Here is a 15,306-nt window from a genome sequence, read left to right as displayed (position 1 = left end):
ACTCGGTCATGGTGACACATCCTGGTGGTCAGGAGACCTCCGCGATCAGCTCCACTTCCACGGGGGCGTCCAGCGGCAGCGCGGCCACGCCCACGGCGCTGCGGGCGTGCTTGCCCGCCTCGCCGAACACCTCGGCCAGGAAGTCGCTGGCGCCGTTGGCCACCTGGGGCTGCTCGGTGAAGCTCGGCGCGCTGGCCACGAAGACCACGACCTTGACGATCCGGCGCACCCGGGACAGCTCGCCCAGCTCGGCCTTCAGCGCGGCCAGCGCGTTGAGCACGCAGATGCGCGCCTGCGCCTTGCCCTCGTCGACGCCGAGGTCGATGCCGAGCTTGCCGGTCTGGTGCAGCTTGCCCTCCAGCATGGGCACCTGGCCGGAGGTGTAGACGAGGTCGCCGGTACGGGCGGTCGGCACGTACGCGGCCAGCGGCGTCACGGGCTGGGGCAGCTCGTGCCCGAGCTCGGCGATCCGCTCCTCGGGGGTCACGCCTTCTCCCGCTTGAAGTAGGCGACGAGCTGCTCGGGCGAGGCGCCCTGGACGATCTGGACGAGCTCCCAGCCGTCGGACCCGAAGTTGTCGAGGATCATCTTCGTGTTGTGGATCAGCACCGGAGCGGTGAGGTACTCCCATTTCTTCATGGCATGACGATCTCATGGAAAGCCGCTTCCCGGCCTGTCACCCCACCCATACGGGGGGCGGTGACCACAATGTGAGCAATCAAACGGTGGCCGTCGGGTTTCGACAAGTAACCGTTCGGTAGCCTCGAAACGTGGACTCTCCGGACACGGATTGGGGCGACGTGCGGCTGCACGTCGTCACCGGCAAGGGCGGCACCGGCAAGACGACCGTCGCCGCCGCCCTCGCCCTCGCACTGGCCGCGGGCGGGCGCAAGGTGCTGCTCGTCGAGGTGGAGGGCAGGCAGGGCATCGCCCAGATCTTCGACCTGCCGCCGCTGCCCTACGAGGAGCGCAAGATCGCCGTCGCGCCCTCCGGCGGCGACGTGTACGCGCTGGCCATCGATCCCGAAGAGGCCATGCTCGAATACATGGAGATGTTCTACGGCATGCGCAGGGCCGGGCGCGCGCTGACCAAGATGGGCATCGTCGACTTCGCCACCACCGTGGCCCCCGGGTTCCGCGACGTCCTGGTCACCGGCAAGACGACCGAGGCCGTGCGCAGGCGGGGCAAGAACGGCCGCAGGGTCTACGACGCCGTCGTCCTCGACGCGCCGCCCACCGGCCGCATCACGCGCTTCCTGAACGTCACCCAGGAGGTCGCCGGCCTGGCCAAGGTCGGCCCGATCAAGAACCACTCCGAACTCGTGAACGGCGTCGTGAAGTCCAGGGAGACGATGGTGCACTTCGTCACCCTCCTGGAGGAGATGCCGGTGCAGGAGACCCTCGACGGGGTCGCCGAATTGCGCTCGGCCGGGCTTCCCCCAGGTTGCGTTTTCATCAACATGGTCCGTGAATCACTGCTTCCACAGGCCGCTCTTGACATGGCTGTCAAGGGCCGGTTCGACGTGGGCGAGCTGGCGCTCGGGCTCAAGGCGGCCGGTCTCGCCGACACCTCCGACGCCGCCGCGATGGCCGAGGCGCTCGCCGAGGAGGTCGTCGAGCATGCCCGCCGCACCGAGCTGGAGCACGCCGAGCGCGAGTCGCTGGCCGAGGCCGGCCTGCCGCGCGTCGAGCTGCCGCTGCTGGCCGACGGCGTCGACCTGGCCGGCCTGTACGAGCTGGCCGAAGTCCTCCGCACCCACCGGGGAGCCGTGTGAAGAAGCCCATCCCCCTGGACGTCGACGCGATCCTCGACGACAAGGGCACCCGGATCATCGTCTGCTGCGGCTCCGGCGGCGTCGGCAAGACCACGACCGCCGCGGCCCTCGGCCTGCGCGCCGCCGAACGCGGCCGGTGCGCGGTCGTGCTGACCGTCGACCCGGCGCGCCGCCTGGCCCAGTCGATGGGCCTGACCGAGCTGGACAACACCCCGCGCCTGGTCAGCTCGCCCGAGGGCGGCGGCCAGCTCTTCGCCATGATGCTCGACATGAAGCGCACGTTCGACGAGATCATCGAGGCGCACGCCGACCCCGAACGGGCCCGCCAGATCCTGTCGAACCCCTTCTACCAGTCGCTGTCCTCCAGCTTCTCGGGCACGCAGGAGTACATGGCGATGGAGAAGCTCGGCCAGCTCCGCCGCTCCGACGAGTGGGACCTGATCATCGTGGACACGCCGCCCTCGCGGTCGGCGCTGGACTTCCTCGACGCGCCCGAGCGGCTCGGCCGCTTCCTCGACGGACGGTTCATCCGGCTGCTCACCGCCCCGGCCAAGGTGGGCGGGCGCAGCGCGTTCCGGCTGCTCAACGCCGGGTTCGGGTTGATGGCCGGAGCGATGACCAAGCTGCTCGGCGCGCAGGTGATCAAGGACCTGCAGACGTTCGTGTCCGCGCTGGACGCCGTGTTCGGCGGGTTCAGGCAGCGGGCCGAGATGACGTACAAGCTGTTGCAGGCGCCGGGCACGGCCTTCCTCGTGGTGGCCGCGCCGGAGCGCGACGCGATGAGGGAGGCGTCCTACTTCGTGGAACGGCTCGCCGAGGAGCGCATGCCCCTCGCCGGGCTCGTGGTGAACCGGGTGCACGTGTCGCCCGGCTCGGCACTCTCGGCGGCACGCAGCGCCGCCGCGGCCGAGGACCTGGAGTCCAGGGGCGAACACGAGTTGACGGCCGCTGTGCTGCGGCTGCACACCGGCCGGATGCAACTCGCCACTCGCGAGAGCCGCGAGCAGGAGCATTTCGTCTCGGCTCATCCCACGGTGCCCGTGGCACAGGTACGTGCGATGTCCGGAGATGTCCACGACCTAGCCGGCTTGCGGCAGATCGGGAACCTGTTGGCGAGCGCGTAGAGAAAGCACGGCCGACGGGCGGCGCCGGCCGTGCTTTCCCGCCGCGGGCCCGATCAGCCCGCGATCAGCTCATTGGTCCGTTCGTACTCTTCCTTCGCGGACTCGAGCAGGTCGCGCCACGAGTCCACGTCGGGCCGGCGCCTGAGCAGCGCACGGCGTTCGCGTTCGGTCATACCGCCCCACACCCCGAACTCGATGCGGTTGTCCAGCGCATCGGCGAGGCATTCGGTACGGACCGGGCATCCTCGACAGATCAGCTTCGCCCTGTTCTGTGCGGCGCCCTGGACGAACAGCGCGTCCGGGTCCGCACCCTTACAGGCGGCACGGGAGGTCCAATCCGTGATCCACATTTTTCGACCCCACTCCCCTTAGGTGGTCAGTCGTCATTTGGGGCCGACGGGCGCGGGCGCCGAGCCTCCGTATTCAGTTGCCGCAGAGGATGAACGTACGCAACTTCACGTTCGGGCCGACAGACCCCAGAGGACCAATTTCTCGCCGGACTGTTGACCGGGAATGACTAGTCACCCCTCCCAGTCAAGGCGAAATGGTGTCGTGTTACCGATAAGGACAGTGTTTCGACGTACCCTTGGGAGCGTGCAAGCGAAGGGCAAAGACCGCTCCCACCCGCTCCTCAGCGTCCTGCGTCTGATCATCGCCGGGACGGCGGCGGGTGTGCTGGCGGCGGCGGTGGCGCTGCCGGCGGTCGGCGGGGCGGGCGTGTCGGCCAAGACCGCCATGGACGGACTCGAACTCAAGCCCAGGGAACTCGACGAACCCCCACTGCCGGAACGCACGAAGCTGGTCGACGCCAACGGCAAGCAGATCGCCCAGTTCTACTACGAGAACCGGCAGTCCGTGACCCTCGACAAGGTCGCGCCCATCATGCAGACCGCGCTGATCGCGATCGAGGACTTCCGCTTCTTCGAGCACGGCCCGATCGACGTCGAGGGCACCGCCCGCGCCCTGGTGAAGAACCTCACCGGCGGCGGCGTCATGCAGGGCGGCTCCTCGATCACCCAGCAGTACGTCAAGCAGGTGCTGGTCAACAAGGCCGAGACGCCGGAGGAGCAGCAGGCGGCCATCGCCCCGACGATGTCCCGCAAGCTCCAGGAGCTGCGGTACGCCATGGCGATCGAGCGCAAGTACAGCAAGCAGCAGATCCTGGAGAAGTACCTCAACATCGCCTACTTCGGCGCGGGCGCGCACGGCATCCAGGCCGCGGCCAGGCGTTTCTTCGACAAGCCCGCCTCCGAGCTCGACCTGTCGGAGGCCGCCACGCTGGCCGGCGCCGTCCAGAACCCGGCCCGCACCGACCCCAACGTCGGCCCCGAGTCGCGCGAACGGCTGATGCTGCGCCGCAACACCGTGCTCGACCGGATGGCCGACATTCACAAGATCACCCGGGCGGAGGCCGACGCGGCCAAAGCCGAGAAGCTCGGCTACAAGGACGTCAAGTTCCCCGGCGGCTGCGAGGCCAGCAAGTTCCCGTACTTCTGCCTCTACGTCCAGTACGAGATCCTCAACAACGACGACTTCGGCAAGAACCAGGACGAGCGCAGGAAGCTGCTCCAGCGCGGCGGCATGACGATCAAGACCACGCTCGACCCCAAGATGCAGAAGGCCGCCGAGAAGGCCATCAAGAAGTACGTCAGCCCCAAGGACAAGCCCGTGGCCGCGCAGGCCATGGTCGTGCCCGGCACCGGCGAGATCAAGGCGATGGCGGCCTCGCGCAAGTTCGGCGGCAGCAAGAAGAAGAACGAGATGAGCTACAACGTCGTCGCCGACGCCGCGCACGGCGGCGGGCGCGGCCTGCAGCAGGGGTCGACGGCCAAGGCGTACACGCTGGCCACCGCCCTGGAGGAGGGCCTGAAGTACGGCGACGGCTTCCCCGCGCCGGCCGGGTTCACCGCGAGCGGCTACAACTCGTTCAAGGACTGCAAGGGCGACAACGTCGGCGACCCCTCGCACACCGCGCACAACTCCAGCGAGGGCGGCGGCGGTTTCAAGACCCTGCAGACCGGCACGTGGGGCTCGGTGAACACGTTCTTCCTCAAGCTGGAGCAGGAGGTCGGGCTCTGCAAGGTCGTCAAGCTCGCCAAGCGCCTCGGCGTCAAGCGGGCCGACGGCGGCAAGCTGCGTGAGGTCGAGACGTTCACGCTGGGCGTCAACGAGGTCGACCCCGTGACGATCGCCAACTCCTACGCCGTGTTCGCCTCGCGCGGCCAGTACTGCCAGCCGCTGGCCATCACCGAGATCAAGGACAGGAACGGCGCCGCCAAGCAGTACAAGCCCAAGTGCTCGCAGGTCATGGAGGAGGAGGTCGCCGACGCGGTCAGCGGCATCCTCTCGGGCGTGTTCACCAAGGGCACGATGAGCGGCGTGGGCGGCATCGGTCGGGACGCGGCCGGCAAGACCGGAACGACCGACGACTACATGTCCGCCTGGTTCGCCGGTTACACCCCGAACCTGTCCTCGGCCGTGAGCCTCGGCGACCCGCGCGGCGCCTCCACCCACAAGCTGATCGGGGTCACGATCGGGGGGCAGTACTTCCCGTACGTGTACGGCGCTTCGATCTCCGGGCCCATCTGGAAGCAGGCGATGATGCAGGCGCTCAAGGGGGTGGAGCCGGCGGAGTTCACGCCGGTGGACCACTCGCGGTTCGGCGGCTGCTCCGACAAGTGCGCGCCGAAGCCCAAGAAGAAGAAGCGCGGGGGCGACGAGGGGCCCGGGGACGGCGACCCGTTCGAGAACTTCTTCGGCGACCACAACGACCGTGGCGACGGCGGCGGGGACGGGCGTGGGCCGGGCGACTGGCAGCGGCCGGGCAACGGGTTCGGCGGCGGGCTGGGCGACGGGCTGGGCGGCCAGGCCAACACCGGGCTCACCGCCCCGGCGGCCCGAACCCGCCGCTGAGGGGCACTGGGCGGCCTTTGGGCACATTGCCCTTCTATGGCGCCCAGCCCCTCGTACAACGCCCCAGAGGCTTCCCAGGGACGGCCCTCTCAGCCGGCCGTCCCTGCCCACCTCCCACAACGCCCTTCAGCCGAACACCGTGGTCCCGTCACCGCCGCCGCCCCGTGAACCGGCACCACCGCTCGGCCGGACCACCGCCGCCATGCAGGACCGTCACCGCCGGGCGTCCCGAGTGAGGGGCCTCCCGCTCGAAGGCGGCACGAGTGTGGCGATCGGCGGGTGGGCGGTGTCGGGAGGTCAGGCGGTGAGGCGGGCGCGTACGGCGGCGGCGACGCGGCCGCCTTCGGCCCTGCCCGCGACCTTGGGGTTGACCACCTTCATGACCTGCCCCATGGCCTGCGGCCCCGACGCGCCGGTCTCGGCCACGGCCGCGTCGACGATCTGGGTCAGCTCCTCGTCGGAGAGCTGCGCCGGCAGGTACTCCTCCAGCACCGCCTGCTCGTCCAGCTCGGCCTGGGCCTGCTCGGTGCGTCCGGCGTTCTGGAACGCCTCGGCGGCCTCGCGCCGCTTCTTGGCCTCCTTTGTCAGCACCTTGATGACCTCGTCATCGCTGAGCTCCCTGGCCGCCTTGCCCGCCACCTCCTCGACGTTCACGGCCGCCAGAGCCATGCGAATCGTCCGGAGACGGACTTCGTCCCGGCTCTTCATCGAGGCCGTGAGATCGGCCTTCAGCTTGTCCTTCATTGCGCTCATGCGGTCCATCTTGCCGTCTGCCGGGACGGCTCGTGCCCGTTGTCAGGCATCATGAGTACGTGAGGAAAGCCGTCGCAGTGCCCCTGTCCATGATCGGTCTCGGCCTGGCCGGGCTGGGCTACGCCTCCGTCGTGGAGCGCAACTGGTTCCGCCTGCGCCGCTTCGACGTGCCGGTGCTGGAGCGCGGGCGGCGTCCCGTACGCGTGCTGCACCTGTCCGACCTGCACCTGACCCCCAGGCGCACGATGCTCATCAACTGGGTGCGCTCCCTGGGCGCCCTGGAGCCCGACCTGGTGGTCAACACCGGCGACTCGATCGCCCACCCCGAAGCGGTCCCCGCGCTCCTGCACGCCCTGGAGCCCCTGCTGTCCCGTCCCGGCCTGTTCGTCTACGGGTCCAACGACCTCTACGCCCCCCAGCCGAAGAACCCGGCCCGCTACCTCTGGCGTACCTCGAAGAACGACCGCCGCCAGCACATCCCCAACCTCCCGTGGGAGGAACTGGGCGCCGGCATGGCCGCCGAGGGCTGGCTGGACATGAACAACACCACCGCCCGCGTCAAGATCGGCGACCTCGACGTCGCGGTGGCGGGCATCCACGACTCGCACATCTCCCGCGACCGCTACGACCTGGTCGCCGGCCCGGCCCCGGCCGACGCCGACCTCCGCCTCGGGGTCATGCACTCCCCCGAGCCCCGCAACATGACCCGCTTCGCCGAAGACGGCTACCAGCTCCTGCTCGCCGGCCACACCCACGGCGGCCAGCTCTGCATCCCGTTCTACGGCGCCCTGGTAACCAACTGCGGCATCGACCGTGCCCGCGTGAAGGGCCTGAGCCGGCACGAGAACTCCTGGCTGCACGTGTCCGCCGGCCTCGGCACCTCGCCGTACGCACCGGCCCGTTTCGCGTGTTTCCCGGAGGCGACGTTGCTCACGCTGGTTCCGCGACGCTGAGGCGGTCACGAGTACCCGCGAAGTCCGCTAGACTTTCTCAAGCACGCGCAAGACGGGCGTGCACCGGGGTGTAGCGCAGCTTGGCAGCGCGCTTCGTTCGGGACGAAGAGGTCGTGGGTTCAAATCCCGCCACCCCGACACAGTTTGACCAGGTAGAGGGTCTGATCCGCTCAGCGGGTCGGGCCCTTTTCCGTTTCCGGAAGTCGGTGGGAGCCGTCTCACTCGGACTCCACCCGTCGGCCTGTCGCCGAAGATCGTGTTCATGGTGTGGGCGCCCTTGGTGATCAGCGGCTTGAGCTGGTGCCGCCGTGCCTCATGAGATCGGCGATGGTCTCGATGGGTACGCCCTGGTCACTCGTGATGGAGACGAACGGTGGGGCTTGCGGGTCTTGGTGTCACCTCCTACCCGGTCGCCGCACGGGATGGCCAAATCCGAGCACTACAGAGGTTGGGGTGAGGTTCTTCGGTGTGCTTACGAGGTTCAGCCTCGCCGTGCCACTGAGACGCTACGGTGCACCGAGTCCCGCCTAGCAGCCGAACTGCCCGTCATCGGGCGACTTGGTCCCCTCGCTACGATACGCGGCGTGAGTGATGACCCTTCCGTGATGAGCACCGGGCGCCTGGAGGCGTTCAGCGACGGCGTTTTCGCCATCGCAATCACCCTGCTGGTGCTTGAGATCCGGCTGCCCGAAGGCTGGGAAGAGGACCTCGGGGGCGCCCTGATCGGCCTGTGGCCGTCCTACCTCGCCTACATGGTGACGTTCCTGCTGGTGGGGATGATCTGGATGAACCACCATCGGATGTTCCACTTCATCCAGAGGACTGACGGCCTGCTGCTGGCCCTCAACGTGCTCCTCCTGATGGATGTCGCCTTCTTGCCGTTTCCCACGCATGTGCTGGCCGAGGCGCTGCACGCCGACCACGGCACCCAGATGGCCGCCGTCTTCTATGGAATCGTGCTGGTGATCGGCGGCGTCTTCTACAACGCCGTGTGGTGGTATGCCTCGTCAGGGCACCGTCACCTCGGCGGGCACATCACTCCGGCCGAGGCGCGCTCATTGCGATTTCGCTGGGGCATGGGGCCGGTGCTCTATCTCGTCGCGACCGTCATCGGCGCGCTCAGCGCGATTGGCGCGCTCGTGTTCTACGTGTTGCTGCTCATCTTCTACATGTTCGACATGCGCCCCAGGCGACAGGCTGCGTAGCACCCCACGGACAGTATCGCCGCAGGTAGAAGGCCGCTTCCGATTCTCGGAAGCGGCCTTGCTTGTTTGTTGAGCGGCTCACTGCGTGGATGGGGGCGGCGAGTTCGGTGGTTGCCGCTGCGCAGGGGAGCCCGGCGGGATGTCCCGTTCGTTCTACTGGTTCGCGGGTTGGTAGCCGGCCGGACGCCTGTTCTTGACGTACCAGGTCTTGCCGGTGGCCAGGTCGAGGAAGAAGTTTCTGCGCTCCTCCGTCCCCGCGTTCCCGCGAAGGACCTCGAACGGGCCTGTCCTGGTCGTCGTGCTCTTTCGCGTGGCCGGCAGGCCGGAGTTCACCCAGCGCGTCGAAGCCGGTGATGATCTCGTACTTCTCACCGGGACGCGCCTCCCGGCCGAGGGCGACCTCGGCCGAACCCTTGAAGTCCCGGCGGACCTTGATGCTGATCGGGCAGCCGCCCGCCGACTCGCAGCCTTCCTGCCGGTCGACCACCTCGATCCCGTCCGGTTCCACCGTGCTCGGGGCGACCGAGCCGACGTTGCTGGGCGTGGAGGGCAACAGCCGCAGCCTGATGTCGAGCCCGGCGTCGCGCAGCTGCTGCTGGTACACATCCGGCTTGGCGAACATGTCCTTGACCTCGATGACGAAGTAGCCGCCCTCGTCCTTGACGTCGAGGGCCGAGGCCGAGGCGGGCCCGAGGGTGAGGACGACGGCCAGCGACGCCGCGAGGGCGCCCAGCGCGGCAGGCAGCGCGAGCAGGGTGCGCCGCCTCCTGCGCGCGGGCAGGGCCGGGGCCGGCTCCGCCTCCATGATCTTGTACATGGTCTCCTGGGCTCCGTCGGTCAGACCCGGCCCGGCGGGCGAGGCGCGACTCCTGACGATGTCGTCGACTTCGTCGTTCATGAGGTCTCCTTGGCGAGGCGGACGGCCCGCGAGCCGTACCGGGCAAGATCGGGGTCTTCGGCGGCGAGCTCGGCCGCCAGGCGCTTCCTGGCGCGGTGCCGGACGCGGGGTCGGTCCATTCCGCGAGTTCGGTACGCAGGCGCGTGGTGAGGGCCGCCCTGCGGGACTCGCCGCGGCGGTGGTTGGCCGGCGTTCGCCGGGCCACCGCGCACAGCCAGAGCCGGGTGCGGTCGCCGGTGGGCACCTCGCCGAGCTGCCGCCACGTGGTCGTGAACGTCTCGGCGATGACGTCGGCGATGACGTCGGCGACGTCGTGAGGGTCGTCGCTGCGCCGCCGCACATAGCCGGAGACGGTCGCGTAGTGCTCGGTGTAGAGCTCCTCGAAGCGTTGCCGGGGGTCCGGTGGGCCCACGTGGTCGTCCCTTCCGTAGGGGTATGTCACATCAAGCAGGTGTCCGGATGGGTGCGGGCCTGACAGACGAATACGGAGAAGGCCGCCTCCGGATCCGGGAAGCGGCCTTCTTGTCGGGCTGTGAGGTCGGGCTGTGAGTCCTATGACCGTTGTTCGAGATGGTGGCGGTAGGCGTCCAGGACCAGGCCGTGGAAATGGTGGACGGCGTGCTCCGACAGACCTGAGCCGCCGGGGTCGTACACGATCTTGCCCTGGGTGAACGCGGGCGTGCGCATGCCGCGCTGGACGCTCTCCACCAGGGCGATGTCCTCCACCTGGAGCACCTCGTCGATGTAGCGGATGCTGTCCAGCTCGGCCGCCTCGGGCTCGGCGGTCTCCAGGTAGAAGTCCCAGGTCTCGCGGGTGCGTCCGGGGCCGTCGGGGACGATCTGCAGGACCATGAAGTTCCCCCGGCCGGGGTAGCGGAGCAGGCACGTGTTGGGCCAGAGCCACCAGACGGCGTGCTCGGTGACCGTCGCGCCCGACACGTCATAGGCGGAGTTCTCCGACTTGCCCGCCTGGGCCATGTGGCTGGAGTAGATGCCGTACGTGGTGACCTTGTACGTGCTCATGTCCACCAGGGACACGAAGTCCTTGTGCGCCACGTGGCAGTGGTAACACTCCAGGAAGTTGTCGACGACGTTCTTCCAGTCGGAGGCGATGTCGTAGGTGAGCCGGCGGGCCAGGGTCAGCCCGGCCACGTCGGGCGCCCGTGCCACGATCTCCGCCTCCAGGTTCCCGGCCTGCTCAGCCAGAGGAGGCGCGTCGGGGGCCAGGTTGACGTAGACCATGCCGGCGAACTCGGCGACCTGGATCCGGTCGAGGCACACCGTGGCGGGGTCGAAGCCGGGCATGCCGCCGATGTTGCGCGCTCGTCGCAGGTGGCCGGTCAGGTCGAAGTTCCAGGCGTGGTACGGGCACACGATGCTGCGCCGGACGCCGGAACCGGTCAGGAGTTCGTGCGCGCGGTGCTTGCACACGTTGTAGAAGGCGCGCAGGATGCCGGACTCGTCCCGTACGGCGACGATCGGCAGGCCGGCCACCGTCCCCGTCACGTAGCTGCCCGGCGCCCGCAGGCGTTCCACGTGACACAGCCACTGCCAGGTACGGGCGAAGATCGCCTGCTGGTCGATGTCGTGCCATTTCGGGTCGGTATAGGCGTCGGCGTGCAGGGACATCGACAGTGCGGGATCGGGGTGGTATCCGGCGGAGATGTGATCGAATGCGGGGTTCGAGGCGGGGGTCACCGTACCTCCGAGGCATGAGCCGCATTGAGGGCTGATGATCCATTGTGTACGGATCGCCGGCCCGCTTCCATGCCTGCGCCGCCATGTCGGAGGGCCGGTGACGCCGAGAATGAGCAGGAAAGCGCCGGACTCGGCGAGCAGGGAGGAGATCATCCCGTAGAGCTCGTCGCGGGCCGCCGGGTCGTCGATTTTCCGGCTGACGACCTCCTGCACGTCCTGTGAATGTTCCTGCGGACAGCCGACGCGAATGCGGTCGATGACGGTTCGCTTTCGCTCCGGCAATATGGGCAGGGCGCCGATCAGACCGTCGCCTCCGCACCGGTCTTGACGATTATCGCGCCGGCCGACGCGCGGAACTTCAGCGCGAGCGTGCCGAACTGCGACGGGTGCGCAATGGCCCGGTCCACCCGGTCGAGGAATCCTTCAGCTCAACTGATGATGGCTACCGGCCAAGCCCTCTGAGCTGCATCTGGAGCTCGTAATCGGACCTGACGGAAACTCGATCGGACCGGCAGCTGAACGGCGGTGGAAATCCGGGACTGGCGTTATCAAGCATATTGATGGGATGATCCGACGACCAATTGTTGATTTCAGCAGAAGGGGTTGTCGAATGAGTCCGTCTTCCCGGGCGCTGCCGATGTCGGGGTTCATGTTCTCCGCCGTCGGGGTGGGCGGTGTGGTTCTGCAGATGTTGAGCGTGGCCTATCCCGACGGCGATCCGGCGAAGGCGCGGGCGGCCGCGGAGTTGTTGCGGCAACTGGCGGGACGCGTGGACGCCAGCCTTGACGACGTGGAGGAGGTGGCGGCCCGGGTCTGGCGGCCGCCGAGCTCCGGTGCGGGCATTGACGCGTTCCGGACGTTTTTCAACCAGAAGATCACGCCCTATCCGCCGCGGGTCTCCGCTTACGTCCGGGGACTGGCGGACGCGGTCGAGGACTACGCCGAACTGCTGGAACGCACCCAGCACACGTTGCGGACGATGGCCATGATCCAGTGGCTGGAACTGCTGATGTTCTTCTGCTGGCCGGCGATCGACAAGAAGGTCCAGGTGATGATCAACTGGGCGATACGCAGGTCGCAGGCGCGGCTGTTGCTCAAGATGTTCGAGCACGCCGTGGGCAAGCGGTTCATCTACGCCGTCGGGGGCAGCCTGGCCTACACCGTTCTCGACCAGGCGGTCGTCGACGGGCTCAAGCTGGCGAGGGGCGAGGACACCGGCTCCTGGGGGGACCGCGGCGACTACATGCTGAAGAACTTCGCGGCGGCCATGGTCTTCTACCACGTGGACCCCGCCAACTTCGGCAAGGCCGCGAACGTGCTGCCGAAGAACCCGGCGGCGCGGAACGCGGTCGTGTTCCTGACCGGGTCCACCATCTTCAGCACCACCGCCAACGCCCTCAACCGGCCGGGCGACGTCGTGGACGACCCGGTCAGCCTGCTGCCGACCTGGCAGCAGATGCTCGCCAAGCTGGGCGTCGCCGCGGGCCAGGACCAGTTCAGGCGGTGGCGCCGGTACTGAGTGCCGGTCACGTCGTCAGTCCCGGGTGAAGCGACGGACCTCGTCGGCGAAAGGGGTCAGACCGGTCGTCATCAGGCCGGACATCTGGGCGGCGAGGTCCTCGCCGGCGGCGTTCGCGGCGGCCAGGACGGCCTCGGCCAGGGCGTCCGCGCCCAGTCGCATGGCGCGCGGATCGATGCGCAGGCCGCCGAGCGCGCCGGTCGGCAGCACCTCGGCCGTCACCCGGCCGTCGGCGGCCTCACCACGGCCGCGGACGGCGTCGAGGCTCTGCTGCAACTCCTCCAGCGGGCGGATGTCGGCCTGGAACTGGCCGAGGAGGTGACGCATCTCGTCGTCGAGGTAGGGGGTGGGGTCTTCGGGGGTGGTCATCGGGGGCTCCAGGGGTGTCAGATGAGCTGTCCGTCCTTGGGGGAGAGCTTGGGCGGGTCGGACACTTTGGGCAGGGATTCGATGGTGGCCCAGTTGGCGACGTCGAAGCTGGTCCTCATGTCGGCCAGGCGGTCGGCCACCGCCGGATAGACGTCGCGCAGGGCGTCGACGTAGGTCTCGGCCTTCTTCAGGGCCGTCGAATAGTCCTTCTTGAAGGTGTTCGCGGTCTCGTCCGTGCCGGCGAAGTCGCCCAGTGCGGCCAGGGCGTCGAGGATGCGGCGGGTGTCGGTCGCGAATTCGGTGCGCTCGGCGAGGAAGGCGCCGGCGGCGTTGGTGAAGGTGGTGTCGTGCACCTCGGTGGTCGGCATCCCGGAGCCCTGGGGGGCGGCCGTGGTCGGGGCGGCGGCCGAGGGGGCGGCGCTCGGGGCGGAAGCCACCGCCGAAGGGCTCGCCGTCCCACTGGGGGTGGTGGTCGGGGTCGGGCTCCAGGTCGGGGTTGGCGTCCCGGTTGGGGTGGGTGTCCCGGTTTGCGTCCCGGTCGGGGTCGGGGCCCCGGTGGAGGTTGGCGTCCCGGTCGGGGTCCCGGTGGGGGTCCCGGTGGGGGTCCCGGTGGGGGTCCCGGTGGGGGTCCCGGTGGGGGTCCCGGTGGGGGTCGGGGTTGTTGCCGTGGAGGTCGGGGTGGGGGTGGGGTACGGGGTCGTGGGGCTGGGGGTCGGGGGCTCGCTGGGGGTCGGGGATGTGGGGCTCGGGGCGGGGGTACCGGTCGGGGTGGGGGTGGGCGGCTCGTAGGTGGGCATGGCGGTTCTCCTGTCGGTACGTGGCCGCCGGCGGGCGCACAGAGTTGTCCACAATACCGACAGGAATACAGGGCAGGGGTTACGACTCGTAGACGGGGGCGAGATCGGCGAAGATGCGGTAGTTCGAGATCAGGCCGTCGTCGCGGGTGTGCCAGATCGACACGGCCACCACCGCGGCGTCCTCGCCGTCGAGCCGCCGGTACGTCACCTCGGTCTCGGCGATCGTGTCGGCCCCCACCTGCCAGTCCCGGACGATCCGGTGCCGCAGGCCGCCGATGGTCGAGTAGAACGTCCGCAGGCCGGCGGCGACGGCGTCGCGTCCCACCATGGGCTCGGCGTTGCCGAACACCAGGGTGGCGTCCTCGGCCAGCAGCTCGGCGAACTTGTCGGGGTCGAACGAGTCGACCGTCCGGAAAACGCGTCGTACCACATCGTGGGACATGTTGATCATTCCTCACGTGGACGGGGTCGCTGGTGGGGACGATACGGGACGACGCGTTCCCGTGCGACAGGCCGGCCCGTCCGGCGGGTCCGGCGTTCCGGCGGCTGCTCAGGCGGGCGAGGCCCCGGTGGGACCGGCCGGCGATTCGAAGGTGATCGACACGATGGCGCTGATGGCGAGGTTGTGCTCCTGGGCGCCGCCGGAGGCCCGGTCCGAGGACTCGACGGTGACGACGGAGTCGCCCCGGCGGGTGACGTGGCCGGTGAAGGAGTCTCCGCTCAGCAGGCGTACCGAGATGACCCGGTTCTCGTGGCGGGCGTTGTCGAGGAGCGCGATCCAGGAGGTGAGGAGCCCGGTTCCGGGAGGTTCGAAGGGGTCTTGGGTCATGAGCACCCCCCTGCCCTGAACGAAGCGAAGGGAACGGCCGGACCGGGGTCCTCACCGGCAGGCAAGGAACAGGGGCCGGCTCAGCCCGTGCAGCCCTCGCCCGACAGGGAGCCGTTCCAGGAGAAGGCCGTGCGGCACAGGTACGTGCCGGGGTCGGGGCCGGCCGTGATCGTGACGTTGACGTTCACGTAGCCGACGCCCTCGCAGTCCTGGCCGGAGATCGTGCCGTGGTCGATCCAGCCGAGGAAGCAGGTGTAGGAGCCGTCGGCGCGGGCGGCCTGCGCGGGCAGCAGCGAGCAGATGAGCGCGGCCGCCGCGGCGACGGCCGTACGCCGGATGAGGGTCACGGCTCCACGGTAGGAAGCCCCCCGAAGGCCGCCTAGATGGTTGAGTCCAAGGGGTCGGGGTGATCAGTGGTCGTAGCGGGTGAGTGATCTCTTGATCGGCTGTCCGGTGTGATCGTTGTGCCAGAT

At 68.9% G+C, this 15,306-nt stretch carries 19 protein-coding genes and 1 tRNA gene; 8 read left to right on the top strand and 12 right to left on the bottom strand.

Going from position 1 to position 15,306, the window contains the following annotated elements; genetic code table 11:
* Positions 1 to 28: 28 nt before the first annotated feature.
* Positions 29 to 487 (bottom strand): RidA family protein, encoded by a 459-nt coding sequence (locus ABZ444_RS42185; RefSeq protein ID WP_358009617.1) that lies wholly within the window; start codon positions 485 to 487, stop codon positions 29 to 31.
* A complete protein-coding gene (locus tag ABZ444_RS42180; RefSeq protein ID WP_352321370.1) occupies positions 484 to 639 on the bottom strand; it encodes a hypothetical protein in 156 nt (51 codons plus the stop codon). The genes ABZ444_RS42185 and ABZ444_RS42180 overlap by 4 nt, the downstream gene beginning before the upstream one ends.
* Before the next feature lie 131 nt (positions 640 to 770).
* Here ABZ444_RS42180 and ABZ444_RS42175 point away from each other — a divergent pair, with 131 nt between their 5' ends.
* The gene (locus tag ABZ444_RS42175) at positions 771 to 1,775 is read left to right on the top strand and encodes an ArsA-related P-loop ATPase (protein ID WP_358009615.1); all 1,005 of its coding nucleotides are present in this window, start codon (positions 771 to 773) and stop codon (positions 1,773 to 1,775) included.
* Entirely contained in the window at positions 1,772 to 2,899 is a 1,128-nt protein-coding gene (locus ABZ444_RS42170; RefSeq protein WP_358009613.1) for an ArsA family ATPase, read from the top strand. The genes ABZ444_RS42175 and ABZ444_RS42170 overlap by 4 nt, the downstream gene beginning before the upstream one ends.
* 53 nt (positions 2,900 to 2,952) lie before the next feature.
* On the opposite strand, the gene ABZ444_RS42165 is transcribed toward ABZ444_RS42170, so the two are convergent.
* Entirely contained in the window at positions 2,953 to 3,249 is a 297-nt protein-coding gene (locus tag ABZ444_RS42165) for a WhiB family transcriptional regulator (RefSeq protein WP_090771382.1), read from the bottom strand.
* A gap of 244 nt (positions 3,250 to 3,493) precedes the next feature.
* On the opposite strand from ABZ444_RS42165, the gene ABZ444_RS42160 reads away from it, so the two are divergent.
* Entirely contained in the window at positions 3,494 to 5,812 is a 2,319-nt protein-coding gene (locus tag ABZ444_RS42160; protein ID WP_358009611.1) for a transglycosylase domain-containing protein, read from the top strand.
* A gap of 297 nt (positions 5,813 to 6,109) precedes the next feature.
* On the opposite strand, the gene ABZ444_RS42155 is transcribed toward ABZ444_RS42160, so the two are convergent.
* Positions 6,110 to 6,565: a GatB/YqeY domain-containing protein gene (locus tag ABZ444_RS42155; RefSeq protein ID WP_358009609.1), complete on the bottom strand. Its 456-nt coding sequence runs from the start codon at positions 6,563 to 6,565 to the stop codon at positions 6,110 to 6,112.
* Between the two features lie 89 nt (positions 6,566 to 6,654).
* On the opposite strand from ABZ444_RS42155, the gene ABZ444_RS42150 reads away from it, so the two are divergent.
* The 3 genes from ABZ444_RS42150 to ABZ444_RS42140 all read left to right on the top strand — a co-directional run bounded on the left by ABZ444_RS42150 (position 6,655) and on the right by ABZ444_RS42140 (position 8,723).
* Positions 6,655 to 7,518: a metallophosphoesterase gene (locus ABZ444_RS42150; RefSeq protein ID WP_358009685.1), complete on the top strand. Its 864-nt coding sequence runs from the start codon at positions 6,655 to 6,657 to the stop codon at positions 7,516 to 7,518.
* Between the two features lie 64 nt (positions 7,519 to 7,582).
* Positions 7,583 to 7,656, top strand: a tRNA-Pro gene (locus ABZ444_RS42145).
* A gap of 446 nt (positions 7,657 to 8,102) precedes the next feature.
* The gene (locus ABZ444_RS42140) at positions 8,103 to 8,723 is read left to right on the top strand and encodes a TMEM175 family protein (RefSeq protein WP_358009607.1); all 621 of its coding nucleotides are present in this window, start codon (positions 8,103 to 8,105) and stop codon (positions 8,721 to 8,723) included.
* On the opposite strand, the gene ABZ444_RS42135 is transcribed toward ABZ444_RS42140, so the two are convergent.
* Together ABZ444_RS42135 and ABZ444_RS42130 are read right to left on the bottom strand one after the other, a co-directional pair.
* On the bottom strand, positions 8,677 to 9,621 hold the full coding sequence (locus tag ABZ444_RS42135; protein ID WP_358009605.1) for a hypothetical protein: 945 nt from the start codon (positions 9,619 to 9,621) through the stop codon (positions 8,677 to 8,679). The two genes, ABZ444_RS42140 and ABZ444_RS42135, sit on opposite strands and share 47 nt — an antisense overlap.
* Complete coding sequence (locus ABZ444_RS42130; RefSeq protein ID WP_358009603.1) at positions 9,618 to 9,740, bottom strand: hypothetical protein; 123 nt, start codon at positions 9,738 to 9,740, stop codon at positions 9,618 to 9,620. Before ABZ444_RS42130 ends, ABZ444_RS42135 begins: the two co-directional genes overlap by 4 nt.
* Before the next feature lie 27 nt (positions 9,741 to 9,767).
* Between ABZ444_RS42130 and ABZ444_RS42125 the strand changes: the two genes are divergently transcribed.
* Complete coding sequence (locus ABZ444_RS42125; RefSeq protein ID WP_358009601.1) at positions 9,768 to 9,938, top strand: hypothetical protein; 171 nt, start codon at positions 9,768 to 9,770, stop codon at positions 9,936 to 9,938.
* 235 nt (positions 9,939 to 10,173) lie between these two features.
* On the opposite strand, the gene ABZ444_RS42120 is transcribed toward ABZ444_RS42125, so the two are convergent.
* The gene (locus ABZ444_RS42120) at positions 10,174 to 11,319 is read right to left on the bottom strand and encodes a ring-hydroxylating oxygenase subunit alpha (RefSeq protein ID WP_358009599.1); all 1,146 of its coding nucleotides are present in this window, start codon (positions 11,317 to 11,319) and stop codon (positions 10,174 to 10,176) included.
* A gap of 610 nt (positions 11,320 to 11,929) precedes the next feature.
* On the opposite strand from ABZ444_RS42120, the gene ABZ444_RS42115 reads away from it, so the two are divergent.
* Complete coding sequence (locus ABZ444_RS42115; protein WP_358009597.1) at positions 11,930 to 12,838, top strand: hypothetical protein; 909 nt, start codon at positions 11,930 to 11,932, stop codon at positions 12,836 to 12,838.
* Between the two features lie 15 nt (positions 12,839 to 12,853).
* Here the strand turns inward: ABZ444_RS42115 and ABZ444_RS42110 are convergent, their stop codons facing one another.
* The 5 genes from ABZ444_RS42110 to ABZ444_RS42090 form a co-directional block, all read right to left on the bottom strand.
* On the bottom strand, positions 12,854 to 13,207 hold the full coding sequence (locus ABZ444_RS42110) for a YbaB/EbfC family nucleoid-associated protein (RefSeq protein ID WP_358009595.1): 354 nt from the start codon (positions 13,205 to 13,207) through the stop codon (positions 12,854 to 12,856).
* A 17-nt stretch (positions 13,208 to 13,224) separates the two neighbouring features.
* The gene (locus ABZ444_RS42105) at positions 13,225 to 13,644 is read right to left on the bottom strand and encodes a hypothetical protein (protein ID WP_358009593.1); all 420 of its coding nucleotides are present in this window, start codon (positions 13,642 to 13,644) and stop codon (positions 13,225 to 13,227) included.
* A 439-nt stretch (positions 13,645 to 14,083) separates the two neighbouring features.
* Positions 14,084 to 14,446 carry a nuclear transport factor 2 family protein gene (locus tag ABZ444_RS42100; RefSeq protein WP_358009591.1) on the bottom strand — a complete coding sequence of 121 codons (363 nt, stop codon included), beginning with the start codon at positions 14,444 to 14,446 and terminating at the stop codon, positions 14,084 to 14,086.
* Positions 14,447 to 14,554: 108 nt separating this feature from the next.
* Positions 14,555 to 14,833: a hypothetical protein gene (locus ABZ444_RS42095; RefSeq protein ID WP_358009589.1), complete on the bottom strand. Its 279-nt coding sequence runs from the start codon at positions 14,831 to 14,833 to the stop codon at positions 14,555 to 14,557.
* A gap of 80 nt (positions 14,834 to 14,913) precedes the next feature.
* A complete protein-coding gene (locus ABZ444_RS42090) occupies positions 14,914 to 15,180 on the bottom strand; it encodes a hypothetical protein (RefSeq protein WP_357966093.1) in 267 nt (88 codons plus the stop codon).
* Between the last annotated feature and the right edge of the window lie 126 nt (positions 15,181 to 15,306).

This window comes from Nonomuraea sp. NPDC005730, assembly GCF_040630865.1.
Classification (GTDB): Bacteria; Actinomycetota; Actinomycetes; order Streptosporangiales; family Streptosporangiaceae; genus Nonomuraea.
Note: the sequence above shows the minus strand (reverse complement) of the source record. Positions and strands in the feature narration are given on the sequence as shown.

Bases quoted from the DNA above. Each gene is read 5' to 3' on its own strand.
- ABZ444_RS42180 (WP_352321370.1), bottom strand. From the start codon at position 639: ATGAAGAAATGGGAGTACCTCACCGCTCCGGTGCTGATCCACAACACG.
- ABZ444_RS42165 (WP_090771382.1), bottom strand. From the start codon at position 3,249: ATGTGGATCACGGATTGGACCTCCCGTGCCGCCTGTAAGGGTGCGGAC.
- ABZ444_RS42155 (WP_358009609.1), bottom strand. From the start codon at position 6,565: ATGAGCGCAATGAAGGACAAGCTGAAGGCCGATCTCACGGCCTCGATG.
- ABZ444_RS42150 (WP_358009685.1), top strand. From the start codon at position 6,655: ATGATCGGTCTCGGCCTGGCCGGGCTGGGCTACGCCTCCGTCGTGGAG.
- ABZ444_RS42135 (WP_358009605.1), bottom strand. From the start codon at position 9,621: ATGAACGACGAAGTCGACGACATCGTCAGGAGTCGCGCCTCGCCCGCC.
- ABZ444_RS42130 (WP_358009603.1), bottom strand. From the start codon at position 9,740: ATGGACCGACCCCGCGTCCGGCACCGCGCCAGGAAGCGCCTGGCGGCC.
- ABZ444_RS42115 (WP_358009597.1), top strand. From the start codon at position 11,930: ATGAGTCCGTCTTCCCGGGCGCTGCCGATGTCGGGGTTCATGTTCTCC.
- ABZ444_RS42110 (WP_358009595.1), bottom strand. From the start codon at position 13,207: ATGACCACCCCCGAAGACCCCACCCCCTACCTCGACGACGAGATGCGT.
- ABZ444_RS42100 (WP_358009591.1), bottom strand. From the start codon at position 14,446: ATGTCCCACGATGTGGTACGACGCGTTTTCCGGACGGTCGACTCGTTC.
- ABZ444_RS42095 (WP_358009589.1), bottom strand. From the start codon at position 14,833: ATGACCCAAGACCCCTTCGAACCTCCCGGAACCGGGCTCCTCACCTCC.